Origin of the sequence: Defluviimonas aquaemixtae, assembly GCF_900302475.1 — a bacterium.
In the GTDB taxonomy this organism is placed as follows: Bacteria; Pseudomonadota; Alphaproteobacteria; order Rhodobacterales; family Rhodobacteraceae; genus Albidovulum; species Albidovulum aquaemixtae.
On the sequence record NZ_OMOQ01000001.1, the window covers coordinates 2,262,559 to 2,282,984 of the forward strand.

16 protein-coding genes are annotated in these 20,426 nt (G+C 64.5%); 5 read left to right on the forward strand and 11 right to left on the reverse strand.

Going from position 1 to position 20,426, the window contains the following annotated elements; translation table 11 throughout:
* The first annotated feature begins 78 nt into the window (after positions 1-78).
* Positions 79-507 (forward strand): FKBP-type peptidyl-prolyl cis-trans isomerase, encoded by a 429-nt coding sequence (locus DEA8626_RS11135; protein ID WP_108853052.1) that lies wholly within the window; start codon positions 79-81, stop codon positions 505-507.
* 6 nt (positions 508-513) lie between these two features.
* Here DEA8626_RS11135 and DEA8626_RS11140 read toward each other — a convergent pair whose 3' ends face one another.
* From DEA8626_RS11140 to DEA8626_RS11185, 10 genes are all read right to left on the reverse strand, one after another.
* A complete protein-coding gene (locus DEA8626_RS11140; RefSeq protein ID WP_108853053.1) occupies positions 514-1,185 on the reverse strand; it encodes an SDR family NAD(P)-dependent oxidoreductase in 672 nt (223 codons plus the stop codon).
* A gap of 21 nt (positions 1,186-1,206) precedes the next feature.
* Positions 1,207-1,875, reverse strand: coding sequence for a DUF2161 domain-containing phosphodiesterase (locus DEA8626_RS11145; RefSeq protein ID WP_108853055.1), 669 nt, complete (start codon positions 1,873-1,875; stop codon positions 1,207-1,209).
* Between the two features lie 5 nt (positions 1,876-1,880).
* The gene (gene mraY, locus DEA8626_RS11150) at positions 1,881-2,963 is read right to left on the reverse strand and encodes a phospho-N-acetylmuramoyl-pentapeptide-transferase (RefSeq protein WP_108853057.1); all 1,083 of its coding nucleotides are present in this window, start codon (positions 2,961-2,963) and stop codon (positions 1,881-1,883) included.
* A complete protein-coding gene (locus DEA8626_RS11155; RefSeq protein WP_108853059.1) occupies positions 2,963-4,408 on the reverse strand; it encodes a UDP-N-acetylmuramoyl-tripeptide--D-alanyl-D-alanine ligase in 1,446 nt (481 codons plus the stop codon). The genes mraY and DEA8626_RS11155 overlap by 1 nt, the downstream gene beginning before the upstream one ends.
* Positions 4,408-5,886, reverse strand: a complete 1,479-nt coding sequence (locus tag DEA8626_RS11160; protein ID WP_108853061.1) for a UDP-N-acetylmuramoyl-L-alanyl-D-glutamate--2,6-diaminopimelate ligase — start codon at positions 5,884-5,886, stop codon at positions 4,408-4,410. The genes DEA8626_RS11155 and DEA8626_RS11160 overlap by 1 nt, the downstream gene beginning before the upstream one ends.
* 28 nt (positions 5,887-5,914) lie before the next feature.
* A complete protein-coding gene (locus DEA8626_RS11165) occupies positions 5,915-7,699 on the reverse strand; it encodes a peptidoglycan D,D-transpeptidase FtsI family protein (protein ID WP_108853063.1) in 1,785 nt (594 codons plus the stop codon).
* Complete coding sequence (ftsL, locus tag DEA8626_RS11170) at positions 7,696-8,043, reverse strand: cell division protein FtsL (RefSeq protein ID WP_108853065.1); 348 nt, start codon at positions 8,041-8,043, stop codon at positions 7,696-7,698. The genes DEA8626_RS11165 and ftsL overlap by 4 nt, the downstream gene beginning before the upstream one ends.
* Positions 8,043-9,038 (reverse strand): 16S rRNA (cytosine(1402)-N(4))-methyltransferase RsmH, encoded by a 996-nt coding sequence (gene rsmH, locus DEA8626_RS11175; protein ID WP_108853067.1) that lies wholly within the window; start codon positions 9,036-9,038, stop codon positions 8,043-8,045. Before rsmH ends, ftsL begins: the two co-directional genes overlap by 1 nt.
* Positions 9,039-9,041: 3 nt before the next feature.
* Positions 9,042-9,545, reverse strand: a complete 504-nt coding sequence (gene mraZ, locus DEA8626_RS11180) for a division/cell wall cluster transcriptional repressor MraZ (protein ID WP_108853069.1) — start codon at positions 9,543-9,545, stop codon at positions 9,042-9,044.
* Positions 9,546-10,182: 637 nt separating this feature from the next.
* Positions 10,183-11,244, reverse strand: a complete 1,062-nt coding sequence (locus tag DEA8626_RS11185) for an Mrp/NBP35 family ATP-binding protein (RefSeq protein ID WP_108853071.1) — start codon at positions 11,242-11,244, stop codon at positions 10,183-10,185.
* Between the two features lie 232 nt (positions 11,245-11,476).
* Between DEA8626_RS11185 and DEA8626_RS11190 the strand changes: the two genes are divergently transcribed.
* Both DEA8626_RS11190 and DEA8626_RS11195 read left to right on the forward strand, forming a co-directional pair.
* Positions 11,477-11,707 (forward strand): DUF1127 domain-containing protein, encoded by a 231-nt coding sequence (locus DEA8626_RS11190; protein WP_245890831.1) that lies wholly within the window; start codon positions 11,477-11,479, stop codon positions 11,705-11,707.
* Positions 11,708-12,142: 435 nt separating this feature from the next.
* Positions 12,143-13,138: a Hint domain-containing protein gene (locus DEA8626_RS11195; RefSeq protein ID WP_108853072.1), complete on the forward strand. Its 996-nt coding sequence runs from the start codon at positions 12,143-12,145 to the stop codon at positions 13,136-13,138.
* Positions 13,139-13,216: 78 nt separating this feature from the next.
* On the opposite strand, the gene DEA8626_RS11200 is transcribed toward DEA8626_RS11195, so the two are convergent.
* Positions 13,217-15,568: an ATP-dependent helicase gene (locus tag DEA8626_RS11200; RefSeq protein ID WP_108853074.1), complete on the reverse strand. Its 2,352-nt coding sequence runs from the start codon at positions 15,566-15,568 to the stop codon at positions 13,217-13,219.
* 103 nt (positions 15,569-15,671) lie between these two features.
* Here DEA8626_RS11200 and DEA8626_RS11205 point away from each other — a divergent pair, with 103 nt between their 5' ends.
* Together DEA8626_RS11205 and DEA8626_RS11210 are read left to right on the forward strand one after the other, a co-directional pair.
* On the forward strand, positions 15,672-16,808 hold the full coding sequence (locus DEA8626_RS11205) for an alpha-hydroxy acid oxidase (RefSeq protein WP_108853076.1): 1,137 nt from the start codon (positions 15,672-15,674) through the stop codon (positions 16,806-16,808).
* A 164-nt stretch (positions 16,809-16,972) separates the two neighbouring features.
* Positions 16,973-20,416: a pyruvate carboxylase gene (locus DEA8626_RS11210; RefSeq protein WP_108853078.1), complete on the forward strand. Its 3,444-nt coding sequence runs from the start codon at positions 16,973-16,975 to the stop codon at positions 20,414-20,416.
* Positions 20,417-20,426 lie beyond the last annotated feature (10 nt).

The window sequence follows — 20,426 nt, forward strand, 5'->3', positions numbered from 1 at the left end:
GACCGCTAGGCTGACGGCTCGTGAGCACCCGCGACGGCGCGGCCTCCTCATTCACTCCCGAAATTCTGAAAGGACGACATGACCCAGGTAAAGACGGGCGACACCGTGAATATCCACTATCGCGGCACGCTGCAGGACGGTACTGAGTTCGATTCCTCGCAAGGGCGGGACCCGCTGCAATTCGAGGTCGGTTCCGGTCAGATCATTCCGGGGCTGGACAAGGCGCTGCCAGGCATGGCGGAGGGTGAGCGCAAGACGGTCGAAGTGCCATGCGCCGAGGCCTACGGCGAGGCGCGGCCGGAGGCGCGCCACGATGTGCCGCGCGCCACTATTCCCGACCACATTCCGCTCGATATCGGAACGCGGCTTCAGATGCAGTCGCCCGACGGAAAGGCTGTGTCCGTCACGGTGGCCCATGTGACGGAAGAGGCGGTGACGCTGGACGCCAACCATCCACTTGCGGGCGAGGACCTGACTTTCGAGATCGAGCTCGTCTCGATCGACTAAGCGCGGCTACCAGTCGATGGGCTTGCGGTCGCGGAAGAAGCCGCCCGTAGGCCCATCATCTGGCAATAGCGCGAGCCAAAGCGCGGTGTCGGCGCCCTTCTCTGGGCTGCGTGTCGCGGCCGCGCCGCCCATCCGGGTGCGCACCCAGCCGGGGCACGTCGCATTGATCTTGACGCCCGGCGGAAGGTCGCGCGGCAACGCCTTGGTCAGCGCGTTGAGCGCGGCCTTGGCGATGCCGTAGGCGCCGGGGCCACCCAGGCCGTGCGCGAAGCTGCCCCAGTCGGACGAGAGGTTGACGATCCGTCCCCAGCCGGTCTTTTGCCAGCGCGGGAGGTTCAGCCGGATCAGATCAAGCGGTGCCGCGACCATCACCTGCATTGCACTGTCGAAGTCGCTGTCGGGCGCCAAGAGCGAGACGTGGTTGAGGATGCCGGCGTTGTTGACGAGGATGTCGAAGCCGCCCGCCTCGGTCATCGCGCCGAAGTAGCTGTCGGGGTCTTCGAGGTCGAACCGGACCGACCCACAACCGAGGGCTTGCGCGGCCTCGGACCCGGAATCGGAGTCGCGAACGCCGATCGTGACGGCGCAGCCCTTCGCGACCAAGCCCTCGGCGATCGCCCGCCCGATACCCCGATTGCCACCGGTAACGAGCGCTGTCGGACGTGAGGGAGGTGGCATGACGTATCCCTTCGCTTCGGGTTAGAGGTCGATCGCGCCGTATTCCGCGATGGCCGCATGACCGCTGGGGCTCAGCGCATAGATACCTCGCTCCACCCGGTTGAACCAGCCGTAGTGGTCCGTCCGCATCATCGCACCCGCCCGCGCGACACCGGTTTCGGCAGCCACAACTGAGGCCTTGCATGGACCCTTCGCAGCAAGAAGGTGAGCGCAGCGAAGCGCATCTTGCCGGTACGCGGTCACGTGCTTCACGCCGGACGCGCCGCCCACGTTCGGATCGCCGACACGGCGGTCGAATTCCCGGATCAACCGACCTGCGCGGCGACTGTTCTTGCGCGGCGCATACTGTCCCGGGTCCAGATGCGCCTCGACGTGGGGCGGATCACCGATACGCACCGCCAAAAGGCCAAGGCCGAGACGGCGGCAGAGCCGGATGACGTCCTTGTAGCGCAACTTCCAGCCACGCTCCGTCGCGACGGGAACTGCGAGGTAGACGTGATCGAACAGCGTCTGCCGGGCGACACCCTGCATGACGAGCGCGAGCGAGAAGGTCAGCTTCAGTTCAACAACGACCGCCGGTTCGTCCCCGCGCCGCGCGAGAATGTCGCAATCGCCAATCTCCGCCTTCACCTCGTAACCCTGCGCCTCCAGATGCGCCTTGACCGGGGCGTAGAGGTCGCTTTCCCGCATTCCTCTCAGCGCAGCTTGAGCGTCGCCAGCCCGATCAGCGCGAGGATCAGCGAGATGATCCAGAACCGGATGACGATCTGCGGCTCCGCCCAGCCCTTCTTCTCGAAGTGGTGGTGGATCGGCGCCATGAGGAAGACGCGCTTTCCGGTGCGCTTGAAATAGGCGACCTGGATGATGACCGACAGCGCCTCGACCACGAAGAGGCCGCCAACGATGGCGAGCACGATCTCGTGCTTGGTCACGACCGCAATCGCACCCAGAGCGCCGCCGAGTGCGAGCGATCCGGTATCGCCCATGAAGACCGCCGCCGGTGGCGCATTGTACCAGAGAAATCCGAGCCCGCCGCCGATGAGCGCTGCGGTGAAGATGAAGATCTCGCCCGTCCCCGGCACGTAGTGGACGCCAAGATAATCGGTGAAGTCGGTCCGGCCGACCGCATAGGCGATGACGCCGAGCGTTCCCGCCGCGATCATCACCGGCATGACGGCCAACCCGTCGAGGCCGTCGGTCAGGTTCACAGCGTTCGCCGCGCCGACGATCACGACCATCGCGAACGGAACGAAAAACCAGCCGAGATTAAAGAGCGCGTCCTTGAAGACCGGGAAGGCAAGCTGATTAGTGAGATCTGCGGGATGAACATAGGCCGCCATACCGCCCGCAAGCGCCGCGACCGCGAGGCCAAGAACAAAGCGCCCGCGCGAGGACGTACCCTTGCTGCTGTTTTTCGTGACCTTGGCGTAGTCGTCGGCGAAACCGATCAGGCCAAAGCTCAGCGTCACGAACAGGACGATCCAGATATAAGGATTGTCGAGCCGCGCCCATAGAAGCGTCGAGACAAGCAGCGCCGAGAGGATTAGAAGACCCCCCATTGTCGGCGTGCCGGCCTTGGCAAAATGGCTTTGCGGGCCGTCGTCGCGGATCGGCTGGCCCTTTTTCTGCTTGCGCCTGAGAAGATTGATCAGCGGATTGCCGAACAGGAATCCAAAGACGAGCGCCGTGAAGAAGGCCGCGCCCGCGCGAAAGGTGATGTAGCGGAAGAGGTTGAAGACATCCCCTCCCTCCGCAAGTCCGGATAGCCAATAGAGCATTACTCGGTCCCCCGCGCTACGCCCGCGCCCGGTTGCCCGAGTTTCCTCAGCGCGTCAACCACAAGGCTGACCTTCGAGCCTTTGGAGCCCTTGACCAGAACGACATCGCCGGCATCGGCGAGTTGATGGGCGCGCGCCGCCAGTTCTTCCGCCGTGCCCACCCATTCTCCGCGCCGGCGGTTCGACAGGCGCTCCCAGAGGCTCCGCATCCGAGGGCCGACGCAGTGAACGACATGGACTTCTCGGATGGCAGGGTGCCCGGCCAGGTCGGCATGCAGCGACGTTTCCTCTGCCCCAAGCTCCAGCATGTCACCCAGAATCGCGACGCGACGGCCTTCGAGGAAGCGGCCGATGCCGTCGCGCGGCGCGGTCTGGCCAAGGACCTGAAGGGCCGCGTCCATCGACGCAGGGTTGGCGTTGAATGCGTCGTCGATCAGGTCGAAGCTGAGATTCTCGTCGACGATGTCGAGATAGATGCGCTCGCGCTGACCCCGTCCGGCGGGCGGCACCCACTGGCCGAGATCGCAGGCCGCGACAGCGGGATCTGCGCCAACCGCCTCCGCCGCCGCGAGCGCGGCGAGCGCGTTCATGGCGAAATGTCGCCCGGCCGTCAGCACCTTGAACAACCGGGGCGACCCCCTGCGGTCGGCCTTCACGATCGTCGTGTCGCGGGCGATCGTCGCATCGAGGAGGCGGTAGTCATCCGCCGCATCGGTGCCAAAACGGATCAGGCGCCCGGCCCCTGCAGCGGCCGCTTCCAGGATTGGCGAAACCGTGAGGCCGGAGGGGAGGATAGCGGTGCCGTCCGGCTCCAGCCCTTCGAAGATCGCAGCCTTCTCGCGCGCGATGGCCTCAATTCCGTCGAAAGCGGCGAGATGCGCCGCCGCGACCGTCGTGATCAAAGCGACATGCGGCCGGGCGAGACGCGCGAGCGGCGCGATCTCGCCGGGATGGTTCATGCCGATCTCGATCACCGCGAAGTCGGCGTCCTTGGGCAGCCGAGCGAGAGTGATGGGCACGCCCCAGTGGTTATTGAAGCTCGCCTCGGCGGCGTGGACCCGGCCCTGACCGCCAAGGATCGCGCGCAGCATCTCCTTCGTGGAAGTCTTGCCGACCGAGCCGGTCACGGCGACGACGCAGGCTTTTGAACGCGCGCGGCCTGCGGCTCCAAGTGCGGTCAGGCCTTCAAGCACATCGGGCACGATGAGAAGCGGATCGTCTTCGGAACAGCCTTCGGGGATGCGTGACACCATCGCGGCGGCGGCACCTCTCTTCAGCGCATCCGCCACGAAGTCGTGCCCGTCGCGCACGTCTTTCAGAGCAACGAAGAAATCGCCGGGCCCGAGTGTACGGGTGTCGATGGACAGACCCGTCGCCTCGAAGCCCCGCGTGGCGCGGCCGCCCGTCGCGGCGGCGGCTTCGGTGGAGGTCCAGAGCACGGCCATCAGATCCGGCCTTCGAGCGCGGCGACGGCGACGGAAGCCTGTTCGGCATCGTCGAAGGGGTAAATGTCGCTGCCGACGATCTGTCCCGTCTCGTGCCCCTTGCCCGCGATCAGAAGCGCATCGCCAGGCTCGAGCGCGTCGACGCCGCGCAGGATCGCCTCGGCACGGTCACCCACTTCGGTCGCTCCGGGGCAGCCCTTGATCACTTCGGCGCGGATCGCGGCCGGATCTTCGCTTCGGGGATTGTCGTCGGTCACGATGACCACGTCGGCGAATTCCGCCGCCGCTTCGCCCATGAGCGGCCGTTTGATCCTATCGCGATCGCCGCCAGCGCCGAGGACGACGACAATGCGGCCCATTACATGCGGGCGCAGCGACTGGAGCGCCGAGGCGAGCGCACCGGGCTTGTGCGAGTAGTCCACAAACACCGCGGCCCCGTTGTCGCGGCGGGCGGCGAGTTCCATTCTGCCGCGGACAGTGACAAGACCGGGCAGCGTGGCGATGACCGCCTCGGGCGGCTCACCGGTCGCCATCACTAGTCCGGCGGCGGCCAGGACGTTCTCGGCCTGAAAGCCGCCGATCAGCGCGAGCCGGATCATGTGTGGATTGCCGTCATGGGTGAAGCGCAGGTCCTGCCCGGTCGCGTCGAAGCGTTGCGCCGTGATGCAGAGATCGGCCACCGGGTCGCGGCCGACGGTCAGAAGCGACTGCCCCCGGCCGCGCGCGATTTCAGCCATCTCGCGGCCGCGCGCCTCGTCGATATTGATCACCGCATGACCGTCTTCGGGCAGAACGCGCGTGAACAGGCCGGCCTTTGCGGCGAAGTAGTCGTCGAAGTTCGCGTGATAATCGAGGTGGTCCTGGCTGAAGTTCGTGAACGCCGCCGCCTGGAGCCGAACGCCATCAAGGCGCATCTGGTCGAGCCCGTGCGAAGAGGCTTCCATTGCCGCGTGTGTCACGCCGGCTTCGGCCATCTCGGCCAGAACCCGGTGGAGCGTCACGGGTTCGGGCGTCGTGTGGGCGAGCGGCGCCTCGAAATCGCCGCAGATGCCCATGGTGCCGAGATTGGCGGATTTCCGCCCGAGCGCCTGCCAGATCTGGCGCGTGAAGGTCGCGACCGACGTCTTTCCCGAAGTGCCGGTCACAGCAACCATGACTTCGGGCTGCGCTCCGAACCACAGGGCGGCCGAATAAGCGAGCGTCTGGCGCGGGTCTTCGGCGATGACGAGTGCTGCATCGGACGCGTCGAGCGCGTCGCGCGCGATCTCGACGCCGACGCGGTCGGTGAGGATCGCCGCCGCGTCCATTCGAACGGCAAACTGAATGAATTCAGCGCCATGCATGTTTGTGCCGGGGAGCGCTGCAAAGAGATGGCCGGGCTTCACCTGGCGGCTGTCGACCGATAATCCGGTAATTTCCACCTCACGACCGCCCTGTGCCGTGAGGCCAAGTTCGCCCAGCGTTTTCGTCCCGGCCATGAAATGCGCCCCCGACACACGCCCGCCCTCAGTTGCGCACGCGTATTACTTCACTCGCGGCCAGGGGTTCAACCTCCGGTCTGAGGCCGAGCAGCGGCGCGGCGCGCCGGATGATCTCGGCGCCGACCGGAACGGCGGTCCAGCCGGCGGTCCGGCGCGGTTCCGTTCCCGAGGTTTCCACCGGTTCGTCGAGCGAAACGACAAGGACGTATTTCGGGTCATGCGACGGGAAGACCGACGCGAAGGTCGCGATCACCTTGTCCTTGTAATAGCCGCCGCCCGTGGGCTTCGGCTTGTCCGCAGTTCCGGTCTTACCGCCGACGGCGTAGCCTGGCACCTCCCCGAAACTCGCCGTACCGCGCACGACGACCTGTCGCAGAAGGTCGCGCAGGATGGCGGAAGTGTCTTCCGACACGAGACGCTTGCCCTGCTCGGCGCGCTTCCGTTTCAAGATCGTGGGCGTGATCCGCGTGCCGCCGTTGACGAGCGAGGCGTAGGCCGTGGCCAAGTGCAGCGGGCTGGCCGCGACGCCATGGCCGTACGAGACGGTCAGAGTGGTGATCTCGGGCCATTTCGCGGGCCGCAGCGGCTTCGCGCCCGGCGCCTCCACAAGTTCGATTGTCGTCGGCTCGAATAGACCGAGCGCTTCGAGGAAGGCTTGCTGCCGCGTACCGCCGATCGCCTGGGCGATGTGGGCAGTGCCGATATTGGACGACTTCACGATAACATCGGTCACCGACAGTTGCGGTCCGTAGTTGTGGAAGTCGCGGATCTTGAAGCGCCCCCAGATCATTGGACCCTTCGTATCGACCATCGTCGAAGGGTTGACGAGACCAAGTTCCAGCGCCTGTGCAACAGCGAACACCTTGAAGGTGGAGCCGAGCTCGTAGACCCCCTGCACAGCGCGGTTGAAGAGCGGGCTGTCGGAGGGGTCGCCCTTGATCTGCTGCCGAGGCCTGGTATTGGGATCGAAATCCGGGAGCGAGGCCATCGCTGCCACCTCGCCCGTGCGGACGTCCATCAGGATCGCCGCCGCGCCCTTTGCGTTCATGAGTTTCATGCCGCCGTAGAGCACGTCCTCGACCGTCGACTGGACTGACAGATCGATGGAAAGCTCGAGCGGCGCGCCGCCATTTGCGGGGTCCCGCAGCCAGCGATCAAAGGTTTTCTCGATGCCCGCCGTGCCAACCACCTCGGCCGAGGTCACGCCCTCGCGACCGAAGCTCGCGCCGCCGAGGATATGGGCGGCGATGGCACCATTGGGATAGAGCCTGAGTTCGCGCGGACCGAAGAGCAGGCCGGGATCGCCGATCTCGTGCACCAGCTGCATCTGCTCCGGCGAGATTTTCTTTTTCACCCATAGGAACTTGCGCTTTCCGGTGAAGTCTCGGTTTAACAGTTCGGCGTCGAGGTCAGGGAAGATCGCGGCGAGCTCGGTCGCCGCGCGCTCGGGATCCACCATCAGAAGGGGCTGGGCGTAAAGCGAATGAGTGACGAGGTTGGTCGCGAGCACCCTGCCTTTGCGGTCCACGATGTCGGCGCGCTGCGCGATGATCGCCGCGCCGGGCGTCGCGTTCTGAGGCTCGGCGGGTTCGGTCGAGGCGAGAACCCCCATCCGCGTCCCGACCGTGCCGAACGCCATGATAAAGGCCGCACCGAGGATAAGGAGCCGTCCCTCGGCCCTGAGCCGCGCCCGGTCGCGCATCGCCTCGTGCCTCAACCGGATGTTCTCGCGTTCGATGGCATCGGGGTTCTCGCCCTTGGCGCGGGCCGATAGAATCCGTGCGAGCGGTCGGAGAGGCGTGCGGGTCATTCGGTCGTCTCCCCAAGCGCTATGGTGTCGACGGGTTCGGTGATCGGAGGCAGCGCGACGGCGGGGTAGGCAAGCGTGCCGACATCGCCGAACTGGCGCGGCTCGAGCGGCAAAAGGCCGAGCCGCGCGAAGTTGATGTCTGCCAGCTCACGCAGCCGGTCCGGCCGGTTGAGATAGGCCCATTCCGCGCGCAGCACGCCGAGGCTCTCGCGCAAGCGCCCGATGTCATACTGAAGATCGTGCACCTCGGCCAGTTCGGCCTGGGTGCGGTAGTTTTCGCGATAAGCCCAGAAGGCCAGGGCCATCACGGCGAGGGCAGAGAGAACAATCATCAGATTGCGCATCACCGGTCTCCTTGAAGGGCTGGTCTTGGCAGGCCGAGCGCGGCACGGTCCGCGACGCCTGCAGGCGCTTCGGTGCGCACGCCGATGCGCAGCTTGGCCGAGCGCGCGCGGGGATTGCGGGCGAGTTCATTCTCGTCCGGCGCGATCGCACGACGCGACTTGAGCGTGAAGGCGGGCGCCACCTGAGCGCGGGCGGGGGCGTGGCGGCTGCTCTGCCCTTCGGCGCCGGAACGGAACTGGAAGAACCGCTTCACAACCCGGTCCTCGAGCGAATGGAAGGTCACGACCGCGAGCCTGCCGCCGGGCTTTAGTGCGCGTTCGGCCGCTTCGAGCCCATTGGCGAGTTGGCCGAATTCGTCATTCACCGCGATGCGTATGGCTTGGAAACTGCGGGTTGCCGGGTGGATCTGGCCGGGTTTGGCACGCGGCAGGCAGCGTTCGATCACCGCTGTCAGTTCAAGCGTCGTCGCCAGGGGCCGCGCAGCCACTATGGCCCGGGCGATGCGCCGGGACCCGCGTTCTTCGCCATAGTGGAATAAAATGTCGGCAAGCTCCGCCTCGGACGCGGTGTTCAAGAGATCGGCGGCAGTCGGCCCGCTGTCGCCCATGCGCATATCGAGGGGACCGTCCTTCTGGAACGAAAACCCGCGCTCGGGCTGATCGAGCTGCATCGAGGAGACGCCGAGGTCAAAGACGACGCCGTCCACTGGTTCGCCAGAGATCTCGTCGAGTTCGGAAAAGGTGCCTTCGACGAGCCGCAGCCGATCGCCGTACTGCCCGGCCCATTCCTTGGCGAGTTCAAAGGCGCTCGGGTCGCGGTCGATGCCGATCACGCGGTGCGCGCCCGCCTCCAGCAGTCCGCGCGCATAGCCGCCGGCGCCAAACGTTCCGTCGACCCAGAGGCCCGACACGGGCACGACCGCTTCGAGAAGCGGCCCAAGCAAAACCGGGATGTGCGGGGCGGGATCGGGTATGCGGGCTGCGGCAGCGGCCATCCCCTACCCCCGTGACCTTGGAGGCAGGAGGCTTCGGGGATCGAAGTCCTCGGGGTACTGATCGGCGAGCTTGCGGGTGCGCGACCCGGCCTGATCATCGTAGGTCTCGGGCTTCCAGATCTTGAAATAGTCGCCAGCCGATATGAAGAACGCCTCGTTCGTCAGCCCGACCTTCTCGCGCAGTTTCTGGGGAAGCGTGAGGCGGCCGTCATCGTCGATCTGGCTTTCGATCGACTGTCCGTGCATGAGTTCTTCGAGCCAGAGCCGCTCGGTGGAGCCGCGCTGCATGTCCTCGATCTGTTCGTCGATCTCTTCGATGGCCTTCATCGTGTAGACCTCGAGCCAGTTCTGTCGCTCGCCGCCATAGACGATCACGATGTTGGGACGGAGGCCTTCCTTCCAATCGGGATCCGAGGCTTCGATCACTCGGCGGAACGGCGCCGGGATGGACACGCGACCTTTCGCGTCCACCTTGAACGTATCCGATCCTCTGAATCGGCGTGCCAACGGCCCGCGCTCCTTACCACTGTCCCCTCCCCCCGTACTGTCACCGCCGTTTTGCCGAGCCCCTTGAAACGACAACGGCGGATTGGGCTGCTGCCACTGCCCAATCCGCCGCCCTCGTCCCATCTCTGGGTCTGTCCGGCTGCGCATGCCACCTGGGGGGATGTCTGCTCGCTCACGCGCCGGATCTCTCGGTTCGATGAAAGCGGGGTGCCTGTATGAAACCTGCTTTTTCGCCTTGTTGGGGTCTTGCCGCCCCGTCTTGGCCCGTTCTCATCGGTGACACCAGGGATGCCATGGGAATTCATGGGAAGCAAGGAAAAATTTTCCAATCCAACAGTATTTCGGAGCTAAAACGACTATTTCCTCGCCCAGATCAAGGGCAAAACCATATCAGCATTGGAATTTATTGTGAGTTAAGCCTAGACAGCTACTAAATATAGTAGCGCTTTTACTTTCCCGTATTTTCCCGAAAAAAATGCGAGAAATGCAAGATCTGAAGAGAAAAGGGAGGGCAATTTGCCGAAAACCCTCAGATTCCGGCCTCACTTGCGATTCGGGAACCGGCAATACTGGCATATGTTGCATGAGAACCCGGAGGATCAATGCCGATCCCGTGATTTCCCGTGAAGATCGGCCTTCAGGCCATGCCGCCGCCGATCAGGCGCTCGGCCAGACGCCTGTAAGCCTCGGCAACCAGCCCGTCGCCCGCCGCCACCGGGGTGCCGGTATCGCCGGCGAGCCGCACGTCGAGGCTGAGGGGGATTTCGCCCAGGAAGGGCACGTTAAGCCGCGCGGCTTCGGCCGAGACACCGCCATGGCCAAAGATATGCGCCTCGTGCCCGCAATTCGGGCAGACATAGGTCGACATGTTCTCGATGAGCCCGAGGATCGGAGTCTTCAGCTTGCCGAACATGTCGATCGCGCGGCGGGCGTCCAAAAGCGCGACGTCCTGTGGCGTCGAAACGATGAGCGCCCCGGTTACGTGGCTTTTCTGGCAAAGGGTAAGCTGCACGTCGCCGGTGCCGGGCGGAAGATCGACGATCAGCACGTCGAGCTCGCCCCAGGCAACCTGGCCGAGCATCTGCTGGAGCGCGCCCATCAGCATCGGACCGCGCCAGACGACCGCTTCGCCTTCCTTGAGCATGAGCCCGATGGACATGAAGGTGACGCCGTGGGCCTCCAGTGGAATGATCGTCTTTCCGTCGGGCGAGGCAGGGCGCTTCGCAACCCCCATCATGCGCGGTTGAGACGGTCCGTAGATATCGGCGTCGAGAAGACCAACACGCCGCCCCGCACGCGCGAGCGCGACCGCGAGATTGGACGAGATGGTCGACTTTCCGACCCCGCCCTTGCCCGAACCGACCGCGAGGATCCGGTCGACGCCGGCTATCTTCTGAGGCCCCGCCTGTGACTGAGGATGCTGACCGATCTTGAGGCTTGGCGGCTTCGGGGCCGGCCCGTGCGCCGTCAGAACGACCGAAACGGAGCCGACGCCGGGCAAGGCGCGGACGACGGCCTCGGCCGCCTCCCGCACCGGCTCCATCCGCCGTGCCATCTCGGGATCGGGCGCTTCCAGCACGAAGCGGACCGCGTCGCCTTCGACGGTGAGCGCCCGCAGTACATCGCGCGAAACTAGGTTGCCGCCGTCAGGCAACGCGACGCTGCGCAGGGCTTCGGTGATGGCGTCGCGGGTGGGCATCGTCGAGACTCCGCTTCTCATTCAGCTCAAAGAATGGGCGCTTTGCCTACGAGAGCAACCCCCAATGGCGAGGAAGCTTACGCATTGCGCAAGTTGCCGTAGCGTAAGGCAAATTTGGCGGTTGGGTCATGCGATTTCTGCATGGCAGCATTGACGCAATGAGGTATTGTGCAGCTGCAGCATTAGCGCCAACTATTGGGCAACGGCGCCGGAAATGGCGCGGAGCAGAAAGATGAAGGTTACGAAAATGGCCCATATGAACGATACCCGCGGCATCGAAGCCGGTCTGGTGGACCGCATCGCCACGTTGCTGAGCAATCTGCGCGACAGCCGTCAGCGCTACAAGCTGTACCGCCAGACGCGGAACGAGCTGACCCGCCTGAGCGACCGCGAGCTTCACGACCTCGGCATCAGCCGCTCTTCGATCAACTCCATCGCGATCGAAGCCGCCTACGGCAAATGAGATTTCCGGGGCTCCCCTCCCTGAGCCTCAGAATTCCGCGGCGGCATCACCTCCTCCCGATGCCTCCGCGCGAAATCGGACCGAAAGGTCCTTGCGATGCGCCCGGCCTTCCTCCTCCTTTTGGCCGGGCGGCGTGAAATGCGGCGGTGACTTCCTCCTCCCTGTCACCGCCGCATCTTCACAGGCTTCGGCGCCCCCTCCTCCTCCCTGGGTGCCGATGTGACGGCGGGCGGCGCCCCCTCCTCCTCCCTGGGGCGCCGCCTGTCTTCACCTAGCGGTTCTCCTCCCTGCTCTTTCAGCCTCACTACAGCCTTGGACGGCGTTGGTTCGGCGATACAGCGCCGCTCTCCGGCGCGACGATTGGACCCTTAGGGGATCGTGGGCTAAGATCCCCCAGAAGATTTTCAGCCGTATCAGTTTGAGGGGGTGCGCCGCATGGCCATCGAGACGCTCCAATACGTCTACCAAATCTCCGATTTCGACACGACGGGCGGAAACATCGCTCCACCCAACGAACAGGGCGCGCGCGCCGCGGGAAACCCGCCCTTCAATCTGCAGCTGAACGCAGGGGCCGCGCCTCAGCAGATTCAGGTGAACGACACCGACAATGACGGGTTCGACGAGATCAACTCGGGCGGCCAGACTCTCAATGCGCCCATCACGCTCGATGGGGTGACCTATCCGGCGGGCACTCCGATCCTTGTCAACTACGTACTCGAGACCGCCACCGGGGTGCGGGTCTACTCGATCACGATCGGCGCCAACAACACGGGCAACAACACGACAACCGCGCTCATCTCGGAACAGCCGCTCGTGCCCGGTCAGCAATATGTCTTCACGTCGGAAGGCAATATCGGCAACGGCGAAGTCGACTACGCATTGCTCGCTTGCTTCACCGAAGGGACGATGATCGAGACTGACCGCGGGCCGCGCGCGATCGAGACGCTGCGGATGGGCGACCTCGTGCTGACGCTCGATCACGCGTTGCGCCCGATCTGCTGGATCGGGTCGACGACGGTTCCTGCGACGGGAGATCATGCGCCGGTGGTCTTCTCGGACGGCGCCATCGGCAATTGCGGCGAGCTATGCGTGTCGCCCAACCACCGAATGGTGATGCGTGGTCCTCAGGTCGAACTCATGACGGGCGCAGAGGAGGTTCTGGTCATAGCCAAGCACCTCGTGAACGGCCGGACCGTCACGCGCCGCGACGGCGGCTATGTAACCTACTTCCACCTTCTGTTCGAGGACCACGAGATAGTCGTCTCGAACGGTGTGCCGAGCGAAAGCTTCTTCCCCAAGACGGCGTTGGACCAGATGGACAGCGCCCAGCGGTCCGAAATCCTGTCGCTGTTCCCTTGTCTGGAGAGCCGCGGCACTGCGCGCCTAGCGCGCCCGAGCCTCAAGCGGCACGAGGCGCTTGTCCTGTCCTGATGTCTCCTGGCTCTCGGGCGGCGGTCGAAGCGGAGGAACCGCCTCGGGAGGCGCACTGTTTGCATCGGAGAACCGCTGTCAGAAGGGAACGTCGTCCGCCGCTTCGGCGGCCACGACAAAGCCCGCGACGACGTGCTTGAGCCCTGCCCTTTCGAATGACACTTCGAGCTTGTCGCCTTCGATCCCTTCGATGGTGCCATAGCCGAACTTCTGGTGGAACACCCGGTCGCCCTCGGTGAAGTCCGAGACGGCGTCGAGATCTATGACGACATTGCGCGCCTCGCGCGGCTGGCTCACGGGCCGCGTGGCACTGCGTTCCTGCAGACGCTTCCAGCCGGGCGAGTTGTAGACATCGGCGCGGGCCGCGCGCTCCTCTATGCCCGCCGACATTCCGGCCGCGCCATAGCCGCCGCCATAGAGGCCCGGTGGGGTCAGCACTTCGACGTGGCGGGCGGGCAGTTCGTCGATGAAGCGCGAGGGAAGCTGGCTTTGCCACTGGCCATAGACGCGGCGGTTGCCGGCGAAGGAAATGGTGCACAGCCGTTCGGCGCGGGTGATGCCGACATAGGCGAGGCGGCGTTCCTCCTCGAGGCCCTTGAGCCCGCTTTCGTCCATAGAGCGCTGCGAGGGAAAGAGGCCGTCCTCCCAGCCGGGAAGGAACACGACCGGAAATTCCAGACCCTTGGCGGCGTGGAGGGTCATGATCGAGATCTTCTCGTCCGCGTCCTGGCTGTCATTGTCCATGATGAGCGAGACATGTTCGAGAAAGCCCTGAAGGTTGTCGAACGCTTCGAGCGCCTTCACGAGTTCCTTGAGGTTCTCGAGCCGCCCCGGCGCCTCGGGCGTCTTGTCGTTCTGCCACATCTCCGTGTAGCCGGATTCCTCGAGGATCATCTCGGCCAGTTCGATGTGGCTCTGACCCTCGCGCAGCGTCAGCCCGTGCCAGCGGTCTATATTGTCGACGAACTGCAGGAGTTGTCCTGCCGCCCGGCCTGAAAGCCCACCGGAGGCGAGCGCCCTGCGCGCGCCGACATGCAGGCTTGCGCCCGCTTCGCGGGCGCTCCGCTGGATCACCTGCTGGCCCTTGTCACCGAGGCCACGCTTGGGAGTGTTGACCACCCGCTCGAACGCGAGGTCATCCTCGGGCGAAACGGCGAGCCGGAAATAAGCCATCGCATCGCGGGTCTCCATCCGCTCGTAGAACCGCGGGCCGCCGATCACGCGGTAAGGCAGGCCAATGGTCAGGAACCGGTCCTCGAAGGCGCGCATCTGGTGCGAAGCGCGGACGAGGATCGACTGATCGTTGAGGCTGACAGGGTCCAAACCCCGCGTGCCACGCTGCAGCGCCTCGGCCTCCTCGCCGATCCAGCGCGCCTCTTCCTCGCCGTCCCAGTGGCCGATGAGGCGGACCTTCTCGCCGCCCTCCGCATCGGTCCAGAGCGTCTTGCCCAGGCGACCGGCATTGGCGGAAATGAGGCCCGACGCGGCGGCGAGGATATGTTCGGTCGAGCGGTAATTCTGCTCCAGCTTGATGACCTTGGCGCCCGGGAAATCCTTCTCGAAACGCAGGATGTTACCGACCTCTGCCCCTCGCCAGCCATAGATGGATTGGTCGTCGTCGCCCACGCAGCAGATGTTCTTGTGCTTTGCCGCCAGAAGCCGAAGCCAGAGATACTGCGCGATGTTCGTATCCTGATACTCGTCGACCAGGATGTAGCGGAACCAGCGCTGGTATTGTTCGAGAATGTCGGGATGGTTCTGAAAGATTGTGACGACGTGGAGCAGGAGATCGCCGAAATCGACGGCGTTGAGCGTCAGAAGTCGTTCCTGATAGGCCGCATAAAGCTCGGTTCCCATGTGGTTGAACGCGCTCGCTCCCGCCGAAGGCACCTGCTCCGGCCCCCAGGCGCGGTTCTTCCAGTTGTCGATTAGGCCCGCAAGCTGGCGCGCGGGCCAGCGCTTCTCGTCGATGTTCGCCGCCGCGATGACCTGTTTCAGAAGCCGGATCTGGTCGTCGGTATCCAGGATCGTGAAGTTCGACTTCAGCCCGACAAGCTCCGCGTGCCGGCGCAGGATCTTGACGCAGATCGAGTGGAACGTTCCCATCCAGGGCATGCCTTCGACCGCCTCGCCCATGAAGCGTGCCACCCGTTCCTTCATCTCGCGCGCGGCCTTGTTGGTGAAGGTCACCGCAAGGATCTCGTTCGGCCGCGCCTGCCCGCGCGCAAGAAGATGTGCGATGCGGGCCGTGAGCGCGCGGGTTTTCCCGGTGCCCGCACCGGCCAGCATGAGGACCGGGCCGTTCAGTGCCTCGACCGCTTCGCGCTGCGCGGGGTTCAGCCCGTCGAGATAGGGTGCGGGCCGCGCGGCCATCGCGCGTGCTGAGAGGGAGGCGCCTTCGAAGGCGTCGCTTTCGTCGAAACTGCTCATGGGTGGCAATCTAGCCGCATCGGAACATGAATAAAAGAGAAGTTCACACTCTGTTCCTACGCTATCGCTGGACATTCGGCATGGCACTGCGGAGAACTTCGGCATGGACCTGCATCAGCGCTATCCCGCGATATCCGACCTGAAGGCTCGCGCCAGAAGACGCATCCCGCATTTCGTTTGGGAGTATCTCGACAGCGCGACAGGCACGGAGGCGACGCTTCGGCGCAACAGGCAGAAACTGGACGAGATTCACTTCAACCCGTCGATCCTGCATGGAGAGTTCGCGCCCGATCTTTCAGCGACCTTGTTCGGCGAGACCTTTCCCCTGCCCTTCGGCATCGCGCCCGTCGGCATGTCGGGGCTCGTCTGGCCGGATGCCGAGCAGCTTCTGGCGCGTGCGTCGGGCAAGGCGGGGTTGCCCTATTCGCTGTCCACTGTCGCGAGCCAGACGCCCGAACATGTCGCGCCGGCGCTCGGCGCGCATGGCTGGTTCCAGATGTATCCGCCGCGTGATCCGAAGATCCGCACGGACATGCTGAAGCGGGCGAAGGATGCCGGGTTCTCGGTCTTGATCCTGACGGCGGACGTTCCCGTCGCGAGCCGTCGCGAGCGACAGACGCGAAGCGGACTGACGCAGCCGCCGAAGCTGACGCCCCGTCTATTGACTCAGATCGCCATGTGTCCGGGCTGGGCGATGGGCACGGCGCGGATCGGCATGCCGCGGATGCGTTTGATGGATGGCTATGCGGACACCAGGGCCAGCCTCTCGTCGACCGCCCATATCGGATATCTCCTGAGAACTTCGCCCGACTGGGATTACCTCAAGGCGCTGCGCGATGAATGGGACGGGCCGCTGATCGTCAAAGGCGTCCTGCGCCCCGACGACGCCGCGCGGCTGCAGGACGAGGGCGCGGATGCGATCTGGGTGTCAAACCATGCGGGGCGCCAGTTCGACGCCGCACCTGCGACAATCGAGGCTCTGCCGGACGTACGCGCCGCGACGACGCTGCCGGTGATCTTCGACAGCGGGATCGAGGGCGGTCTCGACATTCTGCGCGCGATCGCGCTCGGCGCGGACTTCGTCATGCTGGGGCGCGCCTGGCACTATGCGCTCGGCGCGCTAGGAGCGGACGGCCCCGGCCACCTTGTCGACATTCTGACCAAGGACATTGCCGCGAACATGGGTCAGCTTGGCGCGAAACGTCTCGCCGATCTTCCGGGATGCCTCCGCGCCGTTTGAAAGTCGTTTTCGGCGGATTTGCTTCGTAATCACGTCAGATAGTTTCACGGTCCGCCATAGACAAAGCGAAATGCTACCGCATCGCGGCAGATCAGTGACGCGGGGGCTTGCGCTGCGGCGCAGCATCCCTAGACTTCGCGACGCCCGGACGGGGGAAAACGACCATGACCGAGTTCAAAAAAATCCTGGTGGCCAACCGTGGCGAGATCGCGATCCGCGTGATGCGGGCGTCGACCGAGCTCGGCAAGCGCACCGTCGCGGTCTTCGCGGAAGAGGACAAGCTTTCGCTCCACCGCTTCAAGGCTGACGAGGCCTACCGGATCGGTGAGGGTTTGGGGCCGGTCCAGGCCTATCTCTCGATCCCCGAGGTCATCCGGGTGGCCAAGGAATGTGGGGCCGATGCGATCCATCCGGGCTATGGGCTCCTGTCGGAGAACCCCAAATTCGTCGAGGCTTGCGCCGAGGCCGGCATTACATTCATCGGACCCAAGGCCGAAACGATGCGGGCGCTTGGCGATAAGGCGTCCGCCCGGCGTGTAGCGATCGCGGCGGGCGTGCCGGTCATCCCAGCGACCGATGTGCTGGGTGACGACTTCGACGCGATCAAGAAAGAAGCGGCCGAGATCGGCTATCCGTTGATGCTCAAGGCCTCATGGGGCGGCGGCGGTCGGGGCATGCGGCCGATCAACAAGCCTGAGGAACTTGTGGAAAAAGTCCGCGAGGGACGGCGCGAGGCCGAGGCCGCTTTTGGCAACGGCGAGGGCTACCTCGAAAAAATGATCTTGCGGGCGCGGCACGTCGAGGTGCAGATCCTCGGCGACCAGCATGGGCAGATCTATCATCTTTTCGAGCGCGACTGCACCGTCCAGCGCCGCAACCAGAAGGTCGTCGAACGCGCTCCCGCGCCTTACCTGACCGAGAAGCAGCGTGCGGAAATCTGCGAACTGGGCCGCAAGATCTGCGCCCATGTGAACTACGAGTGCGCGGGCACCGTCGAGTTTCTGATGGATATGGACACCGACCAGTTCTACTTCATCGAGGTCAATCCGCGCGTGCAGGTCGAGCACACCGTCACAGAAGAAGTGACGGGCATCGACATCGTCCAGGCCCAGATCAAGATCGCCGAGGGCAAAACGCTAGCCGAAGCGACCGGCGTTTCGCGGCAGCAGGATATCGAACTCTCGGGCCACGCGCTTCAGTGCCGAGTGACTACCGAGGATCCGCAAAACAACTTCATCCCCGACTACGGCCGGATCACCGCCTACCGCTCGGCGACGGGAATGGGTATCCGGCTCGATGGCGGCACGGCCTATGCGGGCGGCGTGATCACGCGCTTCTACGACTCGCTTCTGGTGAAGGTCACCGCTTGGGCGCCGACGCCGGAGCAGGCGATCGCGCGCATGGACCGGGCACTTCGGGAATTTCGCATCCGCGGCGTTTCGACCAACATAGCTTTCGTTGAGAACCTGCTCAAGCATCCGACCTTCCTCGACAATACCTACACGACGAAGTTCATCGACACGACGCCCGGCCTGTTCAACTTCAAGAGGCGCCGCGACCGGGCGACGAAGATCCTGACCTACATCGCCGATATCACGGTTAACGGTCATCCGGAGACCGCGGGCCGGCCAAAACCGCACGCCGAGGTGCGGATGCCGAAGGTGCCGAAGTTGCTCGACGCCCCTGTCCCCGGCACGCGCAACCTTTTGGAAGAGAAAGGACCGCAGGCCGTCGCCGACTGGATGGCGAGCCAAACCAAACTGCTGCTGACCGACACCACGATGCGCGACGCGCACCAGTCGCTGCTGGCGACGCGGATGCGATCGATCGACATGATCAAGATCGCGCCGGCATATGCGTCTCGGCTGCCGGAGTTGTTCAGCGTGGAATGCTGGGGCGGCGCGACCTTCGACGTGGCCTATCGCTTCTTGCAGGAATGCCCTTGGCAACGGCTACGCGACTTGCGCGCGGCCATGCCGAACGTCATGACGCAGATGCTTTTCCGTTCGTCGAATGGCGTGGGCTACACGAACTACCCCGACAACGTCGTGAAGGAATTCGTGCGCCAGTCGGCAAAGACCGGCATCGACGTCTTCCGCGTGTTCGACAGCCTGAACTGGGTCGAGGCGATGCGCGTCACGATGGATGCGGTGATTGAGAATAATAAGGTCTGCGAGGCCGCAATCTGTTACACCGGCGACATCCTCGACCCCAACCGGGCGAAGTATGACCTGAACTACTATGTCTCGATGGGCAAGAAACTGCGCGACGCGGGTGCGCATGTTCTCGGCCTGAAGGACATGGCTGGGCTTCTAAAGCCGGCGGCCGCAAGGGTTCTCTTCAAGGCTCTGAAGGACGAGGTCGGACTGCCGATCCACTTCCATACGCATGATACGTCGGGTATTTCCGGCGCGACGATCCTTGCTGCCGCCGAGGCGGGCGTCGCCGCTGTCGACGCGGCGATGGACGCGTTCTCCGGCGGCACGTCGCAGCCCTGCCTCGGCTCTATCGTCGAGGCCCTGGCACATACAGACCGGGAGACCGGTCTCGATATTTCCGCGATCCGGCAGATTTCGAATTATTGGGAGGCCGTTCGCCATCAGTACGCCGCATTCGAAAGCGGTCTGGAGGCCCCTGCATCCGAGGTCTATCTGCACGAAATGCCAGGCGGTCAGTTCACCAACCTCAAGGCGCAGGCGCGTTCATTGGGGCTGGAAGAGCGCTGGCACGAGGTCGCGCAGACCTATGCGGATGTGAACAAGATGTTCGGCGACATCGTCAAGGTGACGCCGTCCTCCAAGGTCGTGGGCGACATGGCGCTGATGATGGTCGCTCAGGGCCTGAACCGCGAACAGGTCGAAGATCCGACAGTCGAGGTGTCGTTCCCCGACTCCGTGATCGACATGCTGCGCGGCAATATCGGCCAGCCGCCGGGAGGCTGGCCGGAAGGGATCCAGAGGAAGGCGCTGAAGGGGGAAAATCCGATCACGGAGCGGATGGGCAAGAATATGCCCCCCGTCGATATCGAGGCGACCCGCGCCGCCGTGTCGAAAGAACTTCTGGGCTTCAAGGTCGATGACGAGGACCTGAACGGCTACCTCATGTATCCCAAGGTCTTCCTCGATTACATGGGGCGCCACCGCATCTACGGTCCCGTTCGGACGCTGCCGACGCGCACCTTCTTCTACGGAATGGAGCCAGGCGAGGAGATCACCGCCGAGATCGATCCCGGCAAGACGCTGGAAATTCGCCTGCAGGCGGTTGGCGAGACCAACGAGGAAGGCGAGGTCAAGGTCTTCTTCGAGCTGAACGGCCAGCCCCGCGTGATCCGCGTACCCAATCGCCTCGTGAAGTCGAAGACCGCCGCGAAGCCCAAGGCTAAGGAGGGCAACGCCAACCACATCGGCGCGCCGATGCCGGGTTCGGTGGCCACCGTCGCGGTTACTGCGGGCCAGAAGGTCAATGCGGGCGATCTTCTGCTGACAATCGAGGCGATGAAGATGGAAAGCGGCATCCACGCCGACCGCGCTGCGACCGTGAAGTCGGTGCTCGTACATCCGGGCAGCCAGATCGAGGCGAAGGACTTGCTGGTCGAGCTGGAAGGCTGAGGCGTCGGGC

What these genes read in the sequence shown, in the direction of transcription:
- DEA8626_RS11200 (WP_108853074.1), bottom strand. Translation starts at nt 15,568, where the DNA reads ATGAGCAGTTTCGACGAAAGCGACGCCTTCGAAGGCGCCTCCCTCTCA.
- mraY (WP_108853057.1), bottom strand. Translation starts at nt 2,963, where the DNA reads ATGCTCTATTGGCTATCCGGACTTGCGGAGGGAGGGGATGTCTTCAAC.
- DEA8626_RS11195 (WP_108853072.1), top strand. Translation starts at nt 12,143, where the DNA reads ATGGCCATCGAGACGCTCCAATACGTCTACCAAATCTCCGATTTCGAC.
- DEA8626_RS11140 (WP_108853053.1), bottom strand. Translation starts at nt 1,185, where the DNA reads ATGCCACCTCCCTCACGTCCGACAGCGCTCGTTACCGGTGGCAATCGG.
- DEA8626_RS11205 (WP_108853076.1), top strand. Translation starts at nt 15,672, where the DNA reads ATGGACCTGCATCAGCGCTATCCCGCGATATCCGACCTGAAGGCTCGC.
- ftsL (WP_108853065.1), bottom strand. Translation starts at nt 8,043, where the DNA reads ATGCGCAATCTGATGATTGTTCTCTCTGCCCTCGCCGTGATGGCCCTG.
- rsmH (WP_108853067.1), bottom strand. Translation starts at nt 9,038, where the DNA reads ATGGCCGCTGCCGCAGCCCGCATACCCGATCCCGCCCCGCACATCCCG.
- DEA8626_RS11165 (WP_108853063.1), bottom strand. Translation starts at nt 7,699, where the DNA reads ATGACCCGCACGCCTCTCCGACCGCTCGCACGGATTCTATCGGCCCGC.
- DEA8626_RS11185 (WP_108853071.1), bottom strand. Translation starts at nt 11,244, where the DNA reads ATGCCCACCCGCGACGCCATCACCGAAGCCCTGCGCAGCGTCGCGTTG.
- DEA8626_RS11135 (WP_108853052.1), top strand. Translation starts at nt 79, where the DNA reads ATGACCCAGGTAAAGACGGGCGACACCGTGAATATCCACTATCGCGGC.
- DEA8626_RS11145 (WP_108853055.1), bottom strand. Translation starts at nt 1,875, where the DNA reads ATGCGGGAAAGCGACCTCTACGCCCCGGTCAAGGCGCATCTGGAGGCG.
- DEA8626_RS11160 (WP_108853061.1), bottom strand. Translation starts at nt 5,886, where the DNA reads ATGGCCGGGACGAAAACGCTGGGCGAACTTGGCCTCACGGCACAGGGC.
- DEA8626_RS11210 (WP_108853078.1), top strand. Translation starts at nt 16,973, where the DNA reads ATGACCGAGTTCAAAAAAATCCTGGTGGCCAACCGTGGCGAGATCGCG.
- DEA8626_RS11190 (WP_245890831.1), top strand. Translation starts at nt 11,477, where the DNA reads ATGAAGGTTACGAAAATGGCCCATATGAACGATACCCGCGGCATCGAA.
- DEA8626_RS11155 (WP_108853059.1), bottom strand. Translation starts at nt 4,408, where the DNA reads ATGGCCGTGCTCTGGACCTCCACCGAAGCCGCCGCCGCGACGGGCGGC.